This window comes from Ammoniphilus sp. CFH 90114 (assembly GCF_004123195.1).
GTDB lineage: Bacteria > Bacillota > Bacilli > Aneurinibacillales > RAOX-1 > YIM-78166.
The window spans coordinates 46410-61844 of sequence record NZ_SDLI01000003.1; the positions used below are offsets into that span (position 1 = coordinate 46410).

Annotated in this window: 16 protein-coding genes; 3 read left to right on the forward strand and 13 right to left on the reverse strand. The window is 44.0% G+C overall.

Translation table 11 applies throughout. From position 1 onward, the window contains the following. Positions 1-48 precede the first annotated feature (48 nt). From argS to speE, 4 genes are all read right to left on the reverse strand, one after another. Positions 49-1719 carry an arginine--tRNA ligase gene (gene argS / locus EIZ39_RS07895; RefSeq protein WP_129199255.1) on the reverse strand — a complete coding sequence of 557 codons (1671 nt, stop codon included), beginning with the start codon at positions 1717-1719 and terminating at the stop codon, positions 49-51. Continuing rightward, positions 1716-2114, reverse strand: a complete 399-nt coding sequence (locus EIZ39_RS07900) for a YwiB family protein (RefSeq protein ID WP_129199257.1) — start codon at positions 2112-2114, stop codon at positions 1716-1718. The genes argS and EIZ39_RS07900 overlap by 4 nt, the downstream gene beginning before the upstream one ends. Before the next feature lie 96 nt (positions 2115-2210). Beyond that, entirely contained in the window at positions 2211-3080 is an 870-nt protein-coding gene (gene speB, locus EIZ39_RS07905; RefSeq protein WP_129199259.1) for an agmatinase, read from the reverse strand. A 14-nt stretch (positions 3081-3094) separates the two neighbouring features. Further along, positions 3095-3925, reverse strand: a complete 831-nt coding sequence (speE, locus tag EIZ39_RS07910) for a polyamine aminopropyltransferase (RefSeq protein ID WP_129199262.1) — start codon at positions 3923-3925, stop codon at positions 3095-3097. Positions 3926-4133: 208 nt separating this feature from the next. On the opposite strand from speE, the gene EIZ39_RS07915 reads away from it, so the two are divergent. Continuing rightward, positions 4134-6176: a transglycosylase domain-containing protein gene (locus EIZ39_RS07915; RefSeq protein WP_129199264.1), complete on the forward strand. Its 2043-nt coding sequence runs from the start codon at positions 4134-4136 to the stop codon at positions 6174-6176. A 111-nt stretch (positions 6177-6287) separates the two neighbouring features. On the opposite strand, the gene EIZ39_RS07920 is transcribed toward EIZ39_RS07915, so the two are convergent. The 5 genes from EIZ39_RS07920 to EIZ39_RS07940 form a co-directional block, all read right to left on the reverse strand. Then, positions 6288-6512, reverse strand: a complete 225-nt coding sequence (locus EIZ39_RS07920; RefSeq protein WP_129199815.1) for a hypothetical protein — start codon at positions 6510-6512, stop codon at positions 6288-6290. 219 nt (positions 6513-6731) lie between these two features. Continuing rightward, positions 6732-7235, reverse strand: a complete 504-nt coding sequence (locus EIZ39_RS07925) for a YwhD family protein (RefSeq protein ID WP_129199266.1) — start codon at positions 7233-7235, stop codon at positions 6732-6734. A gap of 65 nt (positions 7236-7300) precedes the next feature. Further along, entirely contained in the window at positions 7301-7810 is a 510-nt protein-coding gene (locus tag EIZ39_RS07930) for a YwgA family protein (protein ID WP_129199267.1), read from the reverse strand. 1 nt (position 7811) lies between these two features. After that, positions 7812-9068, reverse strand: a complete 1257-nt coding sequence (locus EIZ39_RS07935) for an HD domain-containing protein (protein WP_129199269.1) — start codon at positions 9066-9068, stop codon at positions 7812-7814. 45 nt (positions 9069-9113) lie between these two features. After that, positions 9114-10043, reverse strand: coding sequence for an RluA family pseudouridine synthase (locus tag EIZ39_RS07940; protein ID WP_129199271.1), 930 nt, complete (start codon positions 10041-10043; stop codon positions 9114-9116). A gap of 183 nt (positions 10044-10226) precedes the next feature. Here EIZ39_RS07940 and EIZ39_RS26470 point away from each other — a divergent pair, with 183 nt between their 5' ends. Then, positions 10227-10403, forward strand: coding sequence for a hypothetical protein (locus EIZ39_RS26470; RefSeq protein WP_164984968.1), 177 nt, complete (start codon positions 10227-10229; stop codon positions 10401-10403). Positions 10404-10447: 44 nt separating this feature from the next. On the opposite strand, the gene EIZ39_RS07945 is transcribed toward EIZ39_RS26470, so the two are convergent. From EIZ39_RS07945 to EIZ39_RS07960, 4 genes are all read right to left on the reverse strand, one after another. After that, the gene (locus EIZ39_RS07945) at positions 10448-10984 is read right to left on the reverse strand and encodes a GNAT family N-acetyltransferase (RefSeq protein ID WP_129199273.1); all 537 of its coding nucleotides are present in this window, start codon (positions 10982-10984) and stop codon (positions 10448-10450) included. Positions 10985-11019: 35 nt separating this feature from the next. Then, a complete protein-coding gene (hutH, locus tag EIZ39_RS07950; protein WP_129199275.1) occupies positions 11020-12525 on the reverse strand; it encodes a histidine ammonia-lyase in 1506 nt (501 codons plus the stop codon). A 109-nt stretch (positions 12526-12634) separates the two neighbouring features. Continuing rightward, on the reverse strand, positions 12635-12892 hold the full coding sequence (locus EIZ39_RS07955; protein WP_129199277.1) for a YuzB family protein: 258 nt from the start codon (positions 12890-12892) through the stop codon (positions 12635-12637). A gap of 77 nt (positions 12893-12969) precedes the next feature. Beyond that, complete coding sequence (locus tag EIZ39_RS07960; protein ID WP_129199279.1) at positions 12970-14151, reverse strand: M20 metallopeptidase family protein; 1182 nt, start codon at positions 14149-14151, stop codon at positions 12970-12972. A 142-nt stretch (positions 14152-14293) separates the two neighbouring features. Here EIZ39_RS07960 and EIZ39_RS07965 point away from each other — a divergent pair, with 142 nt between their 5' ends. Next, positions 14294-15424 carry a M20 family metallopeptidase gene (locus EIZ39_RS07965; protein WP_240675741.1) on the forward strand — a complete coding sequence of 377 codons (1131 nt, stop codon included), beginning with the start codon at positions 14294-14296 and terminating at the stop codon, positions 15422-15424. Positions 15425-15435 lie beyond the last annotated feature (11 nt).

Consider the following 15435-nt stretch of genomic DNA (forward strand, 5'->3'; position numbering starts at 1 on the left):
TAAAAGGTGCTTCGGCTTATATGGCCGAGGCACCTTTTTTCACATTGGTTACATCTTCTCCGGAGCACTTACTCCTATCACTCTCAACGCATTACGCAGCGTCACTTGTACAGCCTTCAGCAGGCTTAAACGAGCAATCGTTAGTTCTTTATCCTCTGTTACCACATGCTCCGCATTGTAGAAGCTATGGAACAGCGTAGCTAGCTCATGCGCATATCGCACGATACGGTGTGGCGCATATTGATCTGCGGCTACACTTATTTCTTCTGGGAATTGTCCGACCTTCTTCAGCAATTCTACTTCTTTCTCCGAAGTAATCAAGTTAAGATTAGCAGTGGCATCTTCCCATTGCACCCCTTCTTCTTGTGCCTTACGGAAGATGCTAGAGATTCGAGCATGGGCGTATTGAACATAGAATACTGGATTCTCGTTGGACTTAGAAACCGCAAGATCCATATCAAAATCCAAGTGAGCATCGGAGCTGCGCATCGTAAAGAAATATCTTACCGCGTCGGTTCCTACCTCTTCCATAAGGTCACGCATCGTAACGGCTTTTCCTGTACGCTTAGACATCTTCACTTTCTCTCCGCCTTGGTACAAGCTTACCATCTGATTGATGATGACATGAAGCTGATCGGCATTATAGCCTAGAGCCTGCATCGCAGCCTTCATACGAGGGATATACCCGTGATGGTCTGCTCCCCATATGTTAATCAATTTCTCGAAGCCACGAGAGTACTTGTTCTGATGATAAGCGATGTCTGGAGTTAAATACGTGTAGCTGCCATCATTTTTAATTAATACACGATCCTTGTCATCACCAAAATCGGTAGAACGAAGCCATGTCGCCCCATCTTGCTCGAAGATATAGCCGCGTTCACGAAGCTTCTCTACGATTTCTACAACAGCTCCCGTTTCATAGAGTGAGGTTTCGCTGAACCACTCGTCGAACTCCACACCAAAATCCTTCAAATCATATTTAAGCTTCGCTAGCTCTTTTTTCAATCCATAGTCACGGAAGAACTGGAATCTCTCTTCCTGAGTTAACGAGACGTACTTCTCCCCTGCTTCTTTTGCAAGCTCTTGTCCAAATTCAACAATATCCTGACCATGGTAGCCATCCTCCGGCATGGGCCAATCCTTACCTAAGGCTTGCATATATCTTGCTTCAATGGAAAGCGCGAGATTCGCAATCTGGTTCCCTGCGTCATTAATATAATACTCTCGGCTTACCTCGAAACCAGCCATATCCAACACATTGCAGAGAGCATCCCCTACGGCGGCTCCACGGGCATGTCCTAAGTGCAAGCTTCCTGTCGGGTTCGCACTGACGAACTCAACTTGGATTTTCATCCCTTGTCCATAGTCCGTCCGGCCATAATTTTCACCAGCCCCAATCACTTGTGGAATCACAGCTGTAAGATAGGTATTGTTCATGTGTAAATTGATAAAACCAGGTCCTGCAATCTCTACTTTAGAGATGCTAGCTTTCTCCGTATTCAGGTTCTCCACGATGGCTTCAGCAATTTGACGAGGAGGCTTTCTGGCAATTTTGGTTAATTGCATGGCAATATTCGTCGCATAATCCCCGTGTGTCTTCTCTTTTGGAATTTCAAGTACAAAGGTAGGAATTTGCTCTGCTTCCACAAGCCCCGTTTTAAGCGCAGCTTCTTTAATCTCTTCAATAATCGTCTCTTTTACTTTTTCAACAATGTTCATGACTTAGCCTCCATCTTCATAGCCACTTCATAGCGGCCCATATCTTCACCGTTCAACTTTAATTGATAGCTCAAGGACATGTGCCTCTCGCTGAAATCTATATGATCCGTCTTGGTTTCCATCCACATCATGCCAAAAGGACCTTCATACTTTCCTTCCGTCCATTGTCCCGGAATGTATTCCTGTCTCATGCGTATCGATCCTGTGCGGATGATCGTTACCTGTTCCTTAGAGAGCTTGATCGTCGACGAAACCTCTTGGTTCTCTCCCAGATCTTCTTTGTAAACAAGATACCAGCCCTCCCCTTTGGGAAATAACTTTCCAGAACAGGTTTGTTCCAGCTTCTGACCTTGCTGTTTTATATTCGTTGTAATATGTATTGTCACGGACTGCATGGAATCACCTATCTTACCTATATTCTTCTTATTTTAGGCATTTTGGGTAGGAAAAACAAGGGCTGACCCTCAAAAGGTCAGCCCTCACTGCGTCTCCTATTTAATAAAAGAAAGCATCATTTCACGAACGATTTTAGATGCTACAATTTGAGTTTGCTCGGAAGGATCATAAACAGGAGCGACTTCAACCAAGTCACATCCCACTACATTGATTCCTGCTTCCCCTATGGCATGGATAGAAGCTAGCAATTCCTTAGAGGTAATACCTCCCGCTTCTAATGTGCCCGTTCCAGGGGCCGCAGATGGGTCTAACACGTCGATATCGACCGTGAGGTAAACCGGACGGTTCCCGATCGTTGGTAGTACCTTCTTAAGCGGCTCAAGCACGTCAAATTTATAAAGGTTCATATTCTCCTTCGCCCAAGCAAATTCTTCTCTTAAGCCAGAACGAATGCCGAAGGAGTATACGTTCTTCCCACCCATTAAATCGCAGGCTTTCTTAATGGGAGTCGCATGGGATAAGGGTTCGCCTTCATAATGATCACGAAGATCCGTATGGGCATCAAAGTGGAAAAGAACCATATCCGGATACTTCTTGTACATTTCCTGAATGATAGGCCAGGAAACAAGATGCTCTCCACCTAAGCCAATAGGAAACTTACCATCCGCTAATACTTTCCCCACGAAATCTCCGATCAACTCTAAGCTGCGGCTTGGATTACCGAAAGCGAGAGGAATGTCCCCTGCATCGTAATAGTTCACTTCCTCTAAATGACGGTCTACGTAAGGACTGTATTCTTCCAACCCGATAGACACCTCGCGGATACGCTGAGGACCAAAACGAGAACCCGGACGAAAACTGACCGTAAAATCCATAGGCATTCCATAGATGACAACTTGGGCTTTTTCGTAATCTTGCTGTGCCCCAATAAAAATATTGCCGGAATAAGCTTCATCAAATCTCATGGTTTGGCGCCCTCCTATTCAACTAGTGCTTTTACAAACTTCGGAAGCTTAAAGCAAGCCTGGTGAAGTTCAGGAGAGTAGTATTTGGTTGGTAGATCCTTAATGTCTTCTTCCTTCACTGTTAAAGGATCATACTTCTTAGAACCAAGGGTAAATGTCCACATACCAGACGGATAAGTCGGGATGTTGGCAATGTAAGTGCGTGTGATTGGGAAGATCTCACGAACGTCTCTGTTTACTTTTTGGATCAGATCTGCTTTAAACCAAGGATTGTCTGTTTGAGCAACGAAGATTCCATCCTCCTTCAATGCTTCAAAAATTCCTTGATAGAAGCCACGCTCAAACAAAGGTGCTGCAGGTCCAACAGGCTCTGTAGAGTCAACCATGATGACATCGTATAAGTCCTTGCTCTTAATGATATGCATGAAACCATCGTCAACCTGTACTTCGACACGCGGGTTGTCCAACTCACCAGCAATCTCAGGTAAATACTTCTTCGAATACTCTATTACTTTCCCATCGATTTCAACGAGGACGGCTTTCTCCACTTTCTCATGCTTCAAGATTTCGCGAATGACTCCACCGTCTCCCCCACCAACAACGAGGACAGTCTTAGGACTCGGGTGCGTATTCAAAGCAGGATGAGCCACCATCTCGTGGTATACAAACTCGTCCACTTTGCTTGTCATAACCATGCCATCAAGTAATAACATATTGCCAAACTCTTCTGTCTCCACCATTTCTAGCTTTTGAAAATCGGTTTGTTCTGTATGTAAAGTCTTATTGATCTTAATTGTAATTCCAAAGTTCTCTGTTTGCTTTTCAGTAAACCAAAGTCCTCCCATGTTCCATTCCTCATTTCCTATATTTTTTGCAATAGTTATCGGTAGTGTTTGTCTATGTTGAGAAGTTTATCCATACCATTTCAAACAACAAATTACATTATATGCGGTCACCCCCCTATATGCAATAGAGGTAGTATAAGATTTAATAGAATTCCCCATAATGGATAAAAGTTATAACCTTGTAAATCCAGGAAAGGAGGAATTTTTTGTGGAAGTCATTCGTCATATTCCACTTCGTCGCATGTTTCGCTTTATGCGTAAAGTCTTCACGCTTGCTCTTATCGGTCTATTACTATCGGCCATTCTCTTAACTTTCTTTTTACTATACTTGCGATCCCAACCCCTTCCCCCTTCGTTCATAGAACAAACTACTTCGATCTATGCGGAGAATGGGGAAGTGATTGATACCTTGTTTAGTGGGGAAAATCGGACCGTGGTTCCTCTAGAGAGAATTCCTCCCGAACTGATTCAGGCAACCATTTCTATTGAAGATAAGAACTTTTACAGTCATGTTGGCTTCGACTTTCTTCGTCTAGCTCGTGCTATCGTAGTAGATATTCAACATATGGCAAAAGTTCAGGGGGCCAGCACAATTACCCAGCAGTTGGCTCGCAATCTTTATCTTACCTTAGATAAAACCTGGGAGCGTAAAATAAAAGAAGCGATATTTACGATTCAGCTAGAACTGAATTACTCTAAGAACCAGCTCCTCTCTCTGTACCTAAACCAAATCTATTACGGCCACTCCGCCTACGGGGTACAGGCAGCAGCAAAAACTTATTTTGGCAAAGATGTTTCGGAACTCACGTTGGCAGAGTCGACGATACTTGCTGGCGCCCCTAAAGGCCCTGCTTTCTATTCTCCTTATTTAAATATGGAGATGGCCAAACAACGTCAACGCTTGGTATTAAATGCAATGGTTAATCAAGGCTATATCACCACAGAGCAAGCAGATCTTGCTTATGCTGAAGAATTTCAGTTAGTTGGATTAGTCCCCACGGAACAGAGGGTTATTGCCCCTTATTTCAGAGACTATGTAACTTATTTAGTAAAGCAGAAGTACCAAATCTCGGAGGAACAACTCGTTAACGGCGGTTTAAAGATTTACACGACACTTGATCCTGTGATGCAAGAGAAAGCAGAAATTGTCGTTGAAAAGTATCTGCCTAAAGATCGGCCTTTGCAAGCTGCCTTAGTTGCTCTTGACCCTAAAACCGGGGCCATTAAAGCGATGGTCGGTGGACGTGATTATAAAGAGAGTCAGTACAATCGAGTATTTGCCAAGAGACAACCAGGTTCATCCTTCAAACCTTTCTTATACCTCGCTGCTCTGGAAAATGGCTTTACACCTTTATCAGAGTTAAAGAGCGAACCAACAATCTTTACCTATGGAAATAATAAGGAATATATCCCCAAGAACTTTGGAGATTCTTACCCTCATGATTACATTAATCTTCACCAAGCTATTGCTCGATCAGATAATATTTATGCTGTAAAGACACATATGCTCCTTGGGGAAGACAAGCTTATAGAAGCTTCACAGCGTTTAGGAATCCAAAGTAATATGACAGCTATTCCATCCCTTGCTCTCGGTACCGTACCTGTTTCTCCCTTGGAGATGGCCGTCGCTTACGCTGCTATCGCTAATCTTGGAGAAAAGACAGAACCTATCGCAGTCGTTCGAATTGAGGACCAAGAAGGAAAAGTCATTGTAGAAGAAAAGGGTGCAACGGCAAGAGTTACCGATCCCGTACCTGCATTTCTGCTCACCCATTTGATGCAAGGTGTGTTCGAGGAAGGTGGAACCGGTTTTCGGGTAGCCTCACAGCTTCATCGCCCTGTAGCCGGGAAGACAGGAACCACAGATTATGATTCCTGGCTGGTTGGGTACACTCCACAGCTCTCTCTGGCCGTTTGGACAGGCTATGACGAGGGGATGAAAATGGACCCTGTAGAGGACTCTAGGCTCGCTGTGCCATTATGGGCTGAGTTTATGGAATCCGCTTTAGAAGGCAGACCTCCATCGATGTTCGAAGTACCAGACGGTGTAAACGCGGTGTACATCAATCCGCAGAACAACAAGCTCGCCACTGCCTACTGTCCCGTACAGGAGCTGCTATACTTTGCTGAAGGGACCGAACCGACGGAGTACTGTACGGATCATCTTCCGCCAGGAATGGATCCAGAACAGCCTGTGGAGGAACAACCACCGAAGGAGCAGTCATTCTGGAGGAGGTTATTTCATTGGTAGAATGATTATATTTGCAAATTGTGGATATATATTTGCAAAATATAGCAGTTTATTTGCAATCAACAGAAGGAAAGGGTGCCTCGTAAATGAGGCACCCTTTTTTGACCTAAATTAACACTCTTCACTTCCACCAAGTTTGCCTTCACCATCGGTAAACACATGGTCATTATGAATGGTGATTAAGCCATTACTCTGAAGCTCCTGTAACACTTCAAATAAGCTCTCTCGCCTTCCAGCAGGCAGCTGACGTACAAACTCGTTAATTTGTTCATGAGAAACGTTATTGGAAAAATGGACGCCGCCATGGCGTGCAAAATGATCTTGATTGTTGTTCATCTCTTTCACCTCACCGATCGGGATAAAGTTATTGTTCCTCTTCACGGCGATATCGATACGTAAGGTTTAGTCTTAGAGCGATCTGACAGAACAACAAAAGGGGTAGGAATCCCTACCCCTTTTGTCTGTCCTGTTGTTTCAGTGTGTAAACAACATAAACTAGTTTACAACTTTTTGGTTCTCGAGACAATTGCCTGTCAAAAAAATTCATATTTTGGACTAAGCTAAAGCTTCTTTCAACGCATCAGAAGAGTTCTCCCACATCGTAGGATTGTTCTCAATCAACAATTTTTTCAGCGAAGCCTTCTCCGTTGCATCAAGGTTATCCAGCATGATTTTTCGCTTCATGGCTGCATCCATCCGATTGACGTGGTCGGCAAGGATCTTCCATCCTCGGCGCGCTTCACGATCTACGATCATCTCACATGACGCGGCTCCTGCGTAATAAGCTCCTTGCTCGTTACGATCCGCTGCAACCCAAACAATAAAGCATTTCTTTCCATTTGGAACTTCATCCTTGTTCGTCAAGAACTTAATCCCTTTTTCCACTTTACTCTTCGCATGAAGGGCGCCAAGGTCAATGTAGGCTTCTTCCCCTTCGATGATAACGGAAGACACATTGCTTAAATTGATCATCCCAGCTCCGAACCCACCATGGGTATTCGTGTTGCTGATAATATTTAAGTCGATGCCCTTCTTTTTGTTATTGTTTAATAAATCCAAAGATACCCGCTCCTTTTTCGCTTTACTCCTATTCTAACGCATCTACTAGTTGTCAAACAATTCCACTAGAGAGTTAGACGAGCTGCACGCAACCCTTCAATCCAGGAATAAGCATCGGTGATCTCTTCTGTAGAATAGTTTGATTTAGCCTTTAGTGTTAGAATCTTCTCTTCCACTTCTTCCCGAGTCAGCTTCTCAAAATAGAGAACCGTGGATACCAGCTCTAAAAAACGAGCAGAAGACTCATTCATCTTGTCTAGAACAGGAGAAAGGTTCCCTACATCCGTCTTCACATGCTGTAGAAAATCCTTCCCTTTATCCGTAATGCTATAACGATAGACATTATAATTTCCTTTATCCTCTAAAACCTCATCCAAAAAACCAAGCTGACACAGCTCTTCCACTTCGAGCGATAGTTCTTCGGAGTACGGTCCATAAAAGTGAAAATGGAATCGCTGATTGAAATCGTAGTCGAGCCTCTGCGTGATGTAGACCATCTTCTGCAACTTCTTGCGACCTACAACCTCCCCTGCCTGCTCTAATAAAAAGAGCACCTTGGCATGTTCTTGCAACAACCTACTTCCCCCCTATACGCTTGCGGATCTCATCCGACACCATATCTTCTGGGTAGTAGAGCTTGTGATCAAATCTCCGTTTACCAGAAATGGCTTGTACAATGTCCGACTTCCTAGAGAGTTCTTCTAAGTCTCCGTTAGGCATCAATAGTAAGATCGGCATCCGCTCTTCCTCTTCACCGGTTCTGTAAAAGTCATAAGGCAAATCTGATGGAGAATCGAACTCAAGATAATAACGCGGATCGATGCCTTCCTTGTAGAACAGAGCTTCCAGATCAGACCACATACGATAATCATTAGGATCATATTCTATATATTTAAAAAGCCTGCGGTGGAGAAAACGCTTGCACAGGTCAGATAAAATCCGATCCTTTTCTCTGCACCATTCTTGTATATAGTATAATACCGTTGCTTCATCAAAGTCCAAGTATTGTCTTAAAGAAATTTTCCCATCTTTAAAAAATGGCAGCATCGGCTCGGGGAAAATACGAAACGTATAATCTTCGTGGTATAGCTCCTTCGCTCTATTGAAAATCTTACGAAGAATCACTTCCGCACTTCTGGTAACAGGATGAAAATACACCTGCCAATACATTTGGTATCGCGATAGAATATAATCCTCTACTGCATGCATGCCGCTATATTTAATTACGACTTGTTCGTCCACAATCCTCATTAATCTCAGAATTCGTTCGATATCGAAGTTACCATAGTTTACTCCGGTATAATAGGCATCCCTTAGCAGGTAATCCATTCTGTCCGCATCAATCTGGCTAGTGACAAGACTGACGACCATCTTATTCGGATATGTTTTGCCAATCACTTCAGAAACCTTCTTCGGAAAGTCGGGAGAAATCTCCGTCAATACCCGGTTAATCTCTGTATTTCCTTCAATAATTTTCTGGGTCCACACCTCATGATCCGTCTTGAATACCTTCTCGAACGAATGAGAAAACGGTCCATGACCGACATCGTGGAGTAAAGCCGAGCATAGACAAAGCAAAACCTCATCTATGGAGAGGTCAAACTTTGTGACCATGCGGCGCATAATCTCATAAACACCTAAAGAGTGATTGAACCGACTATGCTCCGCCCCATGAAAAGTGTACAAGGATGTTCCCAATTGGCGGATACGGCGCAAACGCTGAAACTCAGGTGTATTGATTAAGTCCCAGATGACTTTATAACGCACATGAACATATTTATGTACCGGATCTTTAAACACTTTTTCTTCTTCTAATAGAATGGGAGCTGTCACAAGCTTTTTCCTCCGTCCAGCTGTTCTTCCTGTATCTTTATTTTTCTACAAACTGGGTCCGGATTCCTTCAATTTTTCCAATAATTTCTTGAGATCCTCTGGAACTGGCTGCTCAAATTGCAGTTCTTCCTCCCGAAAAGGGTGCACGAATTGCAACTGGTAAGCATGAAGAGCTTGACGCTGGATCCAAGGGTGTTTTTGACCGTATAAACTATCTCCTAGGACAGGATGACCTATATGTTCGAAGTGAACCCGAATCTGGTGGGTGCGACCCGTTTCCAACTCGACTCGAATCAAGCTGGCATCTCCAAATTCCTCCATCACTTCATAGTGAGTAATGGCTTCTTCCCCTTTTGGAGTTACTTTTCGCTTCACTGGATTGTGCGGATCTTGTCCAATCGGCTCCTTAATCGTCCCCTTCTTACGCTCCAATTGTCCTTTAACCACAGTTAAATAAGCTCGCTTAATGGTTTGTTCACGAAGCTGCCTATCTAAAAGCTGATGGATGTAACTATTCTTAGCTATCAGAATGAGCCCTGAGGTATCCTTATCCAAACGATGAACAGGTCTTACCTTCCCTGTTGCCCCTTTACTCATCCAATAAAAAGCTACGCCGTGAGCTAGCGTCCCTGTTTGTCCTTGCTTAATGGGATGTACGACAATTCCTGCCTGCTTGTTAACAACCAGCACCTCATCATCCTCAAAAGCGACATCGATAGGGATATTTTCAGGAATCAGCGTTCCTTCATCTTTATCTCCAACGAGCACACGCAAGAAATCGCCTTCCTTCACCTTTTTCTTAAGGAATGGAATTTTACGATTCAAGTAAATACCCTTTTGCCGAGTCAAGCGTTGAATCATACGTCCAGATATATATAGGTCCTCTTTTAGCAAATCCTCTATAGACTTTCCTTCTAACGGGGCTTCAATGGTGACTTCCAGCCAATTCCCCTTAATCTTTGGCTTCAGGTTCATGAACTTCCTCCTATCGACTCTCTACTCTCATCTTTCTATATTATCACCTGTTTCCTATCAGGATACTAGGGTGAATTCAATTCATATGGTGGAAAAAAGTCGAAATTTCTCGCAAATTGTCATTGCCTAATAAAGGAAAGCCAGCTAAAATAAAAGTCTGACAGCAAAATATGGAGGACAGCTATGGATCCCTATACAAGAAGAATCAACAATATAGACGATTTCACTAAGCTTTACGCTGAGCTTAAATCCTTGAATCGTCAATTAGAGCATCAACCAGAGGAAACACCTGCAATACAACAAAAGAAGAAACTCGTCGAAGATCGTCTACAACAATTAATGTATATCGTCCCTGCATAGAAGAAAATAGGAGTCAGACCTTTCTGATCTCTGACTCCACCTGATTACCTTTTTATATAATCAAAGTATCTATCCCTATACACGACATTAAGCACACAGGGCTGCTTTTCCTTTTCCTCTAGCTTTTGATGGATATCTGGAAACTGTTCTTCTACACCCAACGTAATATAGGGAAGCTTTTCTTGAGCTTTTTGAGATCGAAGATTTGCACGCCGTGCTCCCACAAATACAAGTCGTAACCCTAAATCTTCAAAAGCAATTCTTAAAATCGCATCCTTTGCTGCTTGATTATATCCTTTGCCCCAGTAAGATTGACCTAACCAGCTTCCTAGCTTGCATGTTCCTTCCACCTTATTAATTTCCATTAAGGTTGTCGCCCCAATGACCTCTCCACCTTCGTTGAGGACAAAGCGACTTACGGTTTTCCCTTCTGATTCTTCATATTGAACCATCTTTATAAACTTGATTACATCATCAACAGAAACATTACGAAAAGCTAAGTGTTCATGAACCAAAGGATGATCCGTTAACTCAAAAATACGCCCTGCGTAGTCTAAGTTAGGAGGAACAAGTGTAATCATAGCAAACCTACCTCTGTCAAAGTTTTGATCAAATCCTACCCTTGTTCTTCCTGCTCTGTCAAGAGAGATGGCATCACCTTGGCTAACTTTTCAATGTCCTTGGATAACACACGGTCTTGCTTTAGTTTGGGAACCACCCTACGAATCTCTTGGAACCATTGATTCGTCCTGGGAGCGAGTCTCCCACTCCCTCTGATATCACAAGCCTGTGCTGAACATATGGCTTCAATGGCTATCACGCGGCGTACATTGTTTAATACTTGATAAGCATGTCGTGCAGCGATCGTTCCCATACTGACATGGTCTTCTTGGTTAGCTGAAGAAGGAATCGAATCCACACTGGCAGGATGAGCTAGCGTTTTGTTTTCAGAGACTAATGAGGCAGCCGTATATTGGAGGATCATCAGCCCGGATTGAAGACCAGGATCTGAGCTTAAAAAGGGGGGCAAATCGTTGAGCTGAGGGTTTACAAGTCTTTCAATGCGCCTTTCGGAGATATTGGCTAACTCCGCTAAGGCAATCGCTAAAAAATCCATGGCAAAAGCAATCGGTTGACCGTGAAAGTTACCACCAGATATCACCTCACCCTTCTCAGCAAAGATCAGGGGATTGTCGGTGGCGGCATTCATTTCAATGAGGAGCTTTTCTTTTACATAATTAAGCACCTGCCTAACAGCTCCATGCACTTGCGGAATGCAACGAAGAGAATAGGCATCTTGGACACGCAATTCCCCTTGCTTCGTCACCAGCTGACTCCCTTCCAATAATCCCCTTAACCGCTTCGCTACTTCTTGTTGCTCTGGATAGGGTCTGACCGCATGTACGCCTTCTTTGTAGGCATCGACAACGCCTCGCAAGGCTTCTATCGTCAGTGCAGCTGTCAAGTCTGCTTGATTAGCCAATCGCACTGCTTCGAGGTAGGTGATGAGTCCAACAGCCGCCATGGCTTGGGTGCCGTTAATTAAAGCCAACCCTTCTTTTGCCTCTAGCTTGATAGGTGAAAGTCCAGCCTTCTGCAACGCCCTTTTTCCACTTACCTTTCTTCCTTGATAAATCGCCTCTCCTTCACCAATTAACACCAGAGCTAAATGAGATAAGGGGGCTAGATCCCCACTCGCACCAAGTGAACCTTGTGACGGAATGATGGGATGAATGTTCGAATTTAATAGAGCTAGAAGCTGTTGAACGGTTTCCTTACGAATCCCTGAGAATCCTTTTGCCAATGCATTCGCCCGCAACAACAGCATGGCGCGGCTTACTCTCTCATCAAAAGGCTCACCGACTCCCACGGCATGGCTCCGAATTAAATTAAGCTGCAACTCTTCTAAGTACTGTGATGAAATCAGCACTTCGCTAAATTTTCCAAAACCGGTTGTTACACCATAAATCACATGCCCTTCTTGAATGCTCTGTTCAACGATGCTGCGGCTCTCCTCTACTTTGATCCATGCTTCTTCCGTTAACTCAACCTTCTCTCCTTCAAATATAATTCTTGCAGCCTGATCCAGACTTAGCTGATTGCCGTCAAGAAGTATTGTCATGTTATTGTCCTCTCCTTATAAAGGATCCTTTAAGAGTTCAGAGAAAGTAAAAAGGGTCAATACCATAGAAACCCTCGTTTCCGGCATGACCCCCTAAACTATGTTTATGCTAAGATGACGTCGTACTTGCCTGTCTTCTTGCTGCACGCTGCACAGCTTTTTCTACCTTCTCCAAGAGTTCCTCCTCAGAGAGGGCCGTTACATGCTTTCCGTTTACGATACAGAAGCTCTTTTTATACCCGATTCCACAATAGGACTGACAGCCCATCTTAATATCAGCAGCAGGATCTAATTTCTTTAGCTTAGGCATCAGCGTTTTGACATTCGTCATCCGACATTCATCACAAATCCGAAACTCATTAGACATATATAAAACCCTTTCTTATTAACGGTCGATACTTAATAGTATAAGTAAAAACCTATAGAAAATAAAACAGAGTTTAATTATTTCTGACTAAGATAATTCAAGGCAATCGCAGACAGCATCGCTACACCAAGGGGGAGGGCGTCCTCATCCACATCAAACATCGGGTGATGTAAGGGATACGTTGTATTCTTCTCTGTATTGCCCACCCCTAGACGGAAGAAAGCACCAGGAACAACATGTGTATAGTAGGAGAAATCCTCTCCACCCATAGAAGGCTTTACTAAGCTTTGCTTCCCAGCACCAAGGACAGCATCAGCCGTCTGGAGAACGAGCTCGACCATCTGATCATCATTAATAATGGAAGGGTAACCTTTGTCATAGAGGAATTCGTATGTCGCCCCCATGGCCTCGGTCACTCCTTTAATCACCTTCTCGATCTTCTCCGGCATCTGCTCTCTTAAAGCGGGGTTCAACGTTCGAACCGTTCCTGTCAACTCCACTTCCGGAGCAATAATATTGTTTGCAGAGCCCCCTTGAATCGTTCCGATCGTGATTACGACAGAATCTAACGGGTCCACCTGACGACTAGCGATATGTTGAAGCGCGGTAATGACCTGGGCCGTTACCGTTACGGAATCAACAGCTGTATGCGGATGAGCGGCATGACCGCCACGACCAATAACCTTAATGCGAATAAAATCGGCTGCTGCACAACCTACCCCTTTTACAGCCGTAATACTTCCTGTCGGAACACCTGGGAATACATGGAGTCCAGCTATGGCATCAACCTTTGGATTTTGCAGGACACCGTCCTGAATCATGACTTCTGCGCCTCCACCGTTCTCCTCCGCTGGTTGGAAGATAAATTTCACATTTCCTCGTTCCGGTCTTTTCACTTGGGATAAGAACTGCGCTGCCCCCATAAGGATACTGGTATGGGCATCGTGTCCACAGGCATGCATTTTTCCTGGTATGGTAGACTTATATCCGGTTTGCTTTTGATCATGAATAGGCAAGGCGTCCATGTCTGCACGAAGAGCAATGGTCGGGCCCGGTTCCTTTCCGTAGAGAATCCCTACTACTCCTGTACGTCCTACGCCGGTTTGAACGTCTAATCCTAAAGATTTTAAATGAAGAGCTACCTTCTCTGCTGTTCGATGTTCCTCAAAGCTTAGCTCTGGATTCTGGTGGAAATCACGGCGCCATGCAATGATCTCTTCTTTTAACTTACTGGCCTGTTCCATAATAGTATTCTTCATATTCGGTTCTCCTCTTAGATGAATCTGTATGAATATTTTGTAAGACAATGTTAAACAGGTATACTTATTAGTAGAATATAAGTGGCCTATAGTTTAATGTCAATAAACTGGGACTATTACCCAAAGGATGGTGACTTTTCATTTGTCTAAGCTGTTAGATTATCTTCAAGAAAACCAAGAGAACATTCTTTTCGACCTTGAAACCCTTGTCCGTGCAGAGTCGCCTTCACAGGATAAACAAGCTGTAGATCGGTGTGGCCATGTCTTACAACAGCTCTTCCGAACTCATCTTGGAGTGCAAGCTGACGTTTTTCCTCAGGAAAAGACAGGGGATCATCTTCGCTTTGCCCTCGGTGTTGGTGAAGAGCAAATCCTTATCATCACCCACTTTGATACCGTATGGGATATTGGTCGTTTAACTTATCGTGTAGAAGAAAATAAAGCTTACGGCCCCGGCATCTTCGATATGAAAGGCGGTATTATCCAATCTCTTTGGGCACTCAAAGCGTGCGTAGATCTCCATGTTCCTTTGCAGTATAAGATTGTGTTTCTTTGTACGTCTGATGAAGAAATCGGGAGCGCTAGCTCACGTCAATTAATTGAAGAAGAAGCACGAAAGAGTCGTTATGTCCTTGTCCCCGAACCGGCTGTCGCTGATTCTGGGGCATTAAAAACTGCGAGAAAGGGCGTTGGAGAGTTTCGGCTAAAGATTAAAGGAAAAGCTACACATTCCGGTAATCATCATGAAGAAGGAGTTAGTGCAGTTGAAGAGTTAGCCCGACAAATCATGTACATACATAGTCTTACAGATTACTCATTAGGCACGACCCTTAACGTGGGTATCGCTCGCGGAGGAACACGTGTGAATGTCGTACCAGACGAAGCGGAAGCTGTTATTGATCTACGTGTCACCTCCATGGCTGAAGCTGAACGCATTACCCACCTCTTGCATAACCTTAAACCTCAGGTACCCGGTACATCCATAACGGTGGAGGGGGATTTGGAACGTCCACCTATGGAACGCACAGAAAAAACAGTAGAGCTGTTCAACTTGGCAAAAGAATGCGGAGAAGATCTTGGAATACCGTTAACCGAAGCCTTTGTCGGTGGTGGAAGTGATGGGAACTTCACAGCTGCTCTTGGAGTTCCTACGCTTGATGGGCTCGGTCCTATGGGAGATGGGCCACATGCGGAGTATGAGCATGTTCTTATTGATCAGCTGCCCTTACGTTCGGCTTTATTCGCCCATTTATTAATGAGGCTACAAAAATAAAATAAAGAACC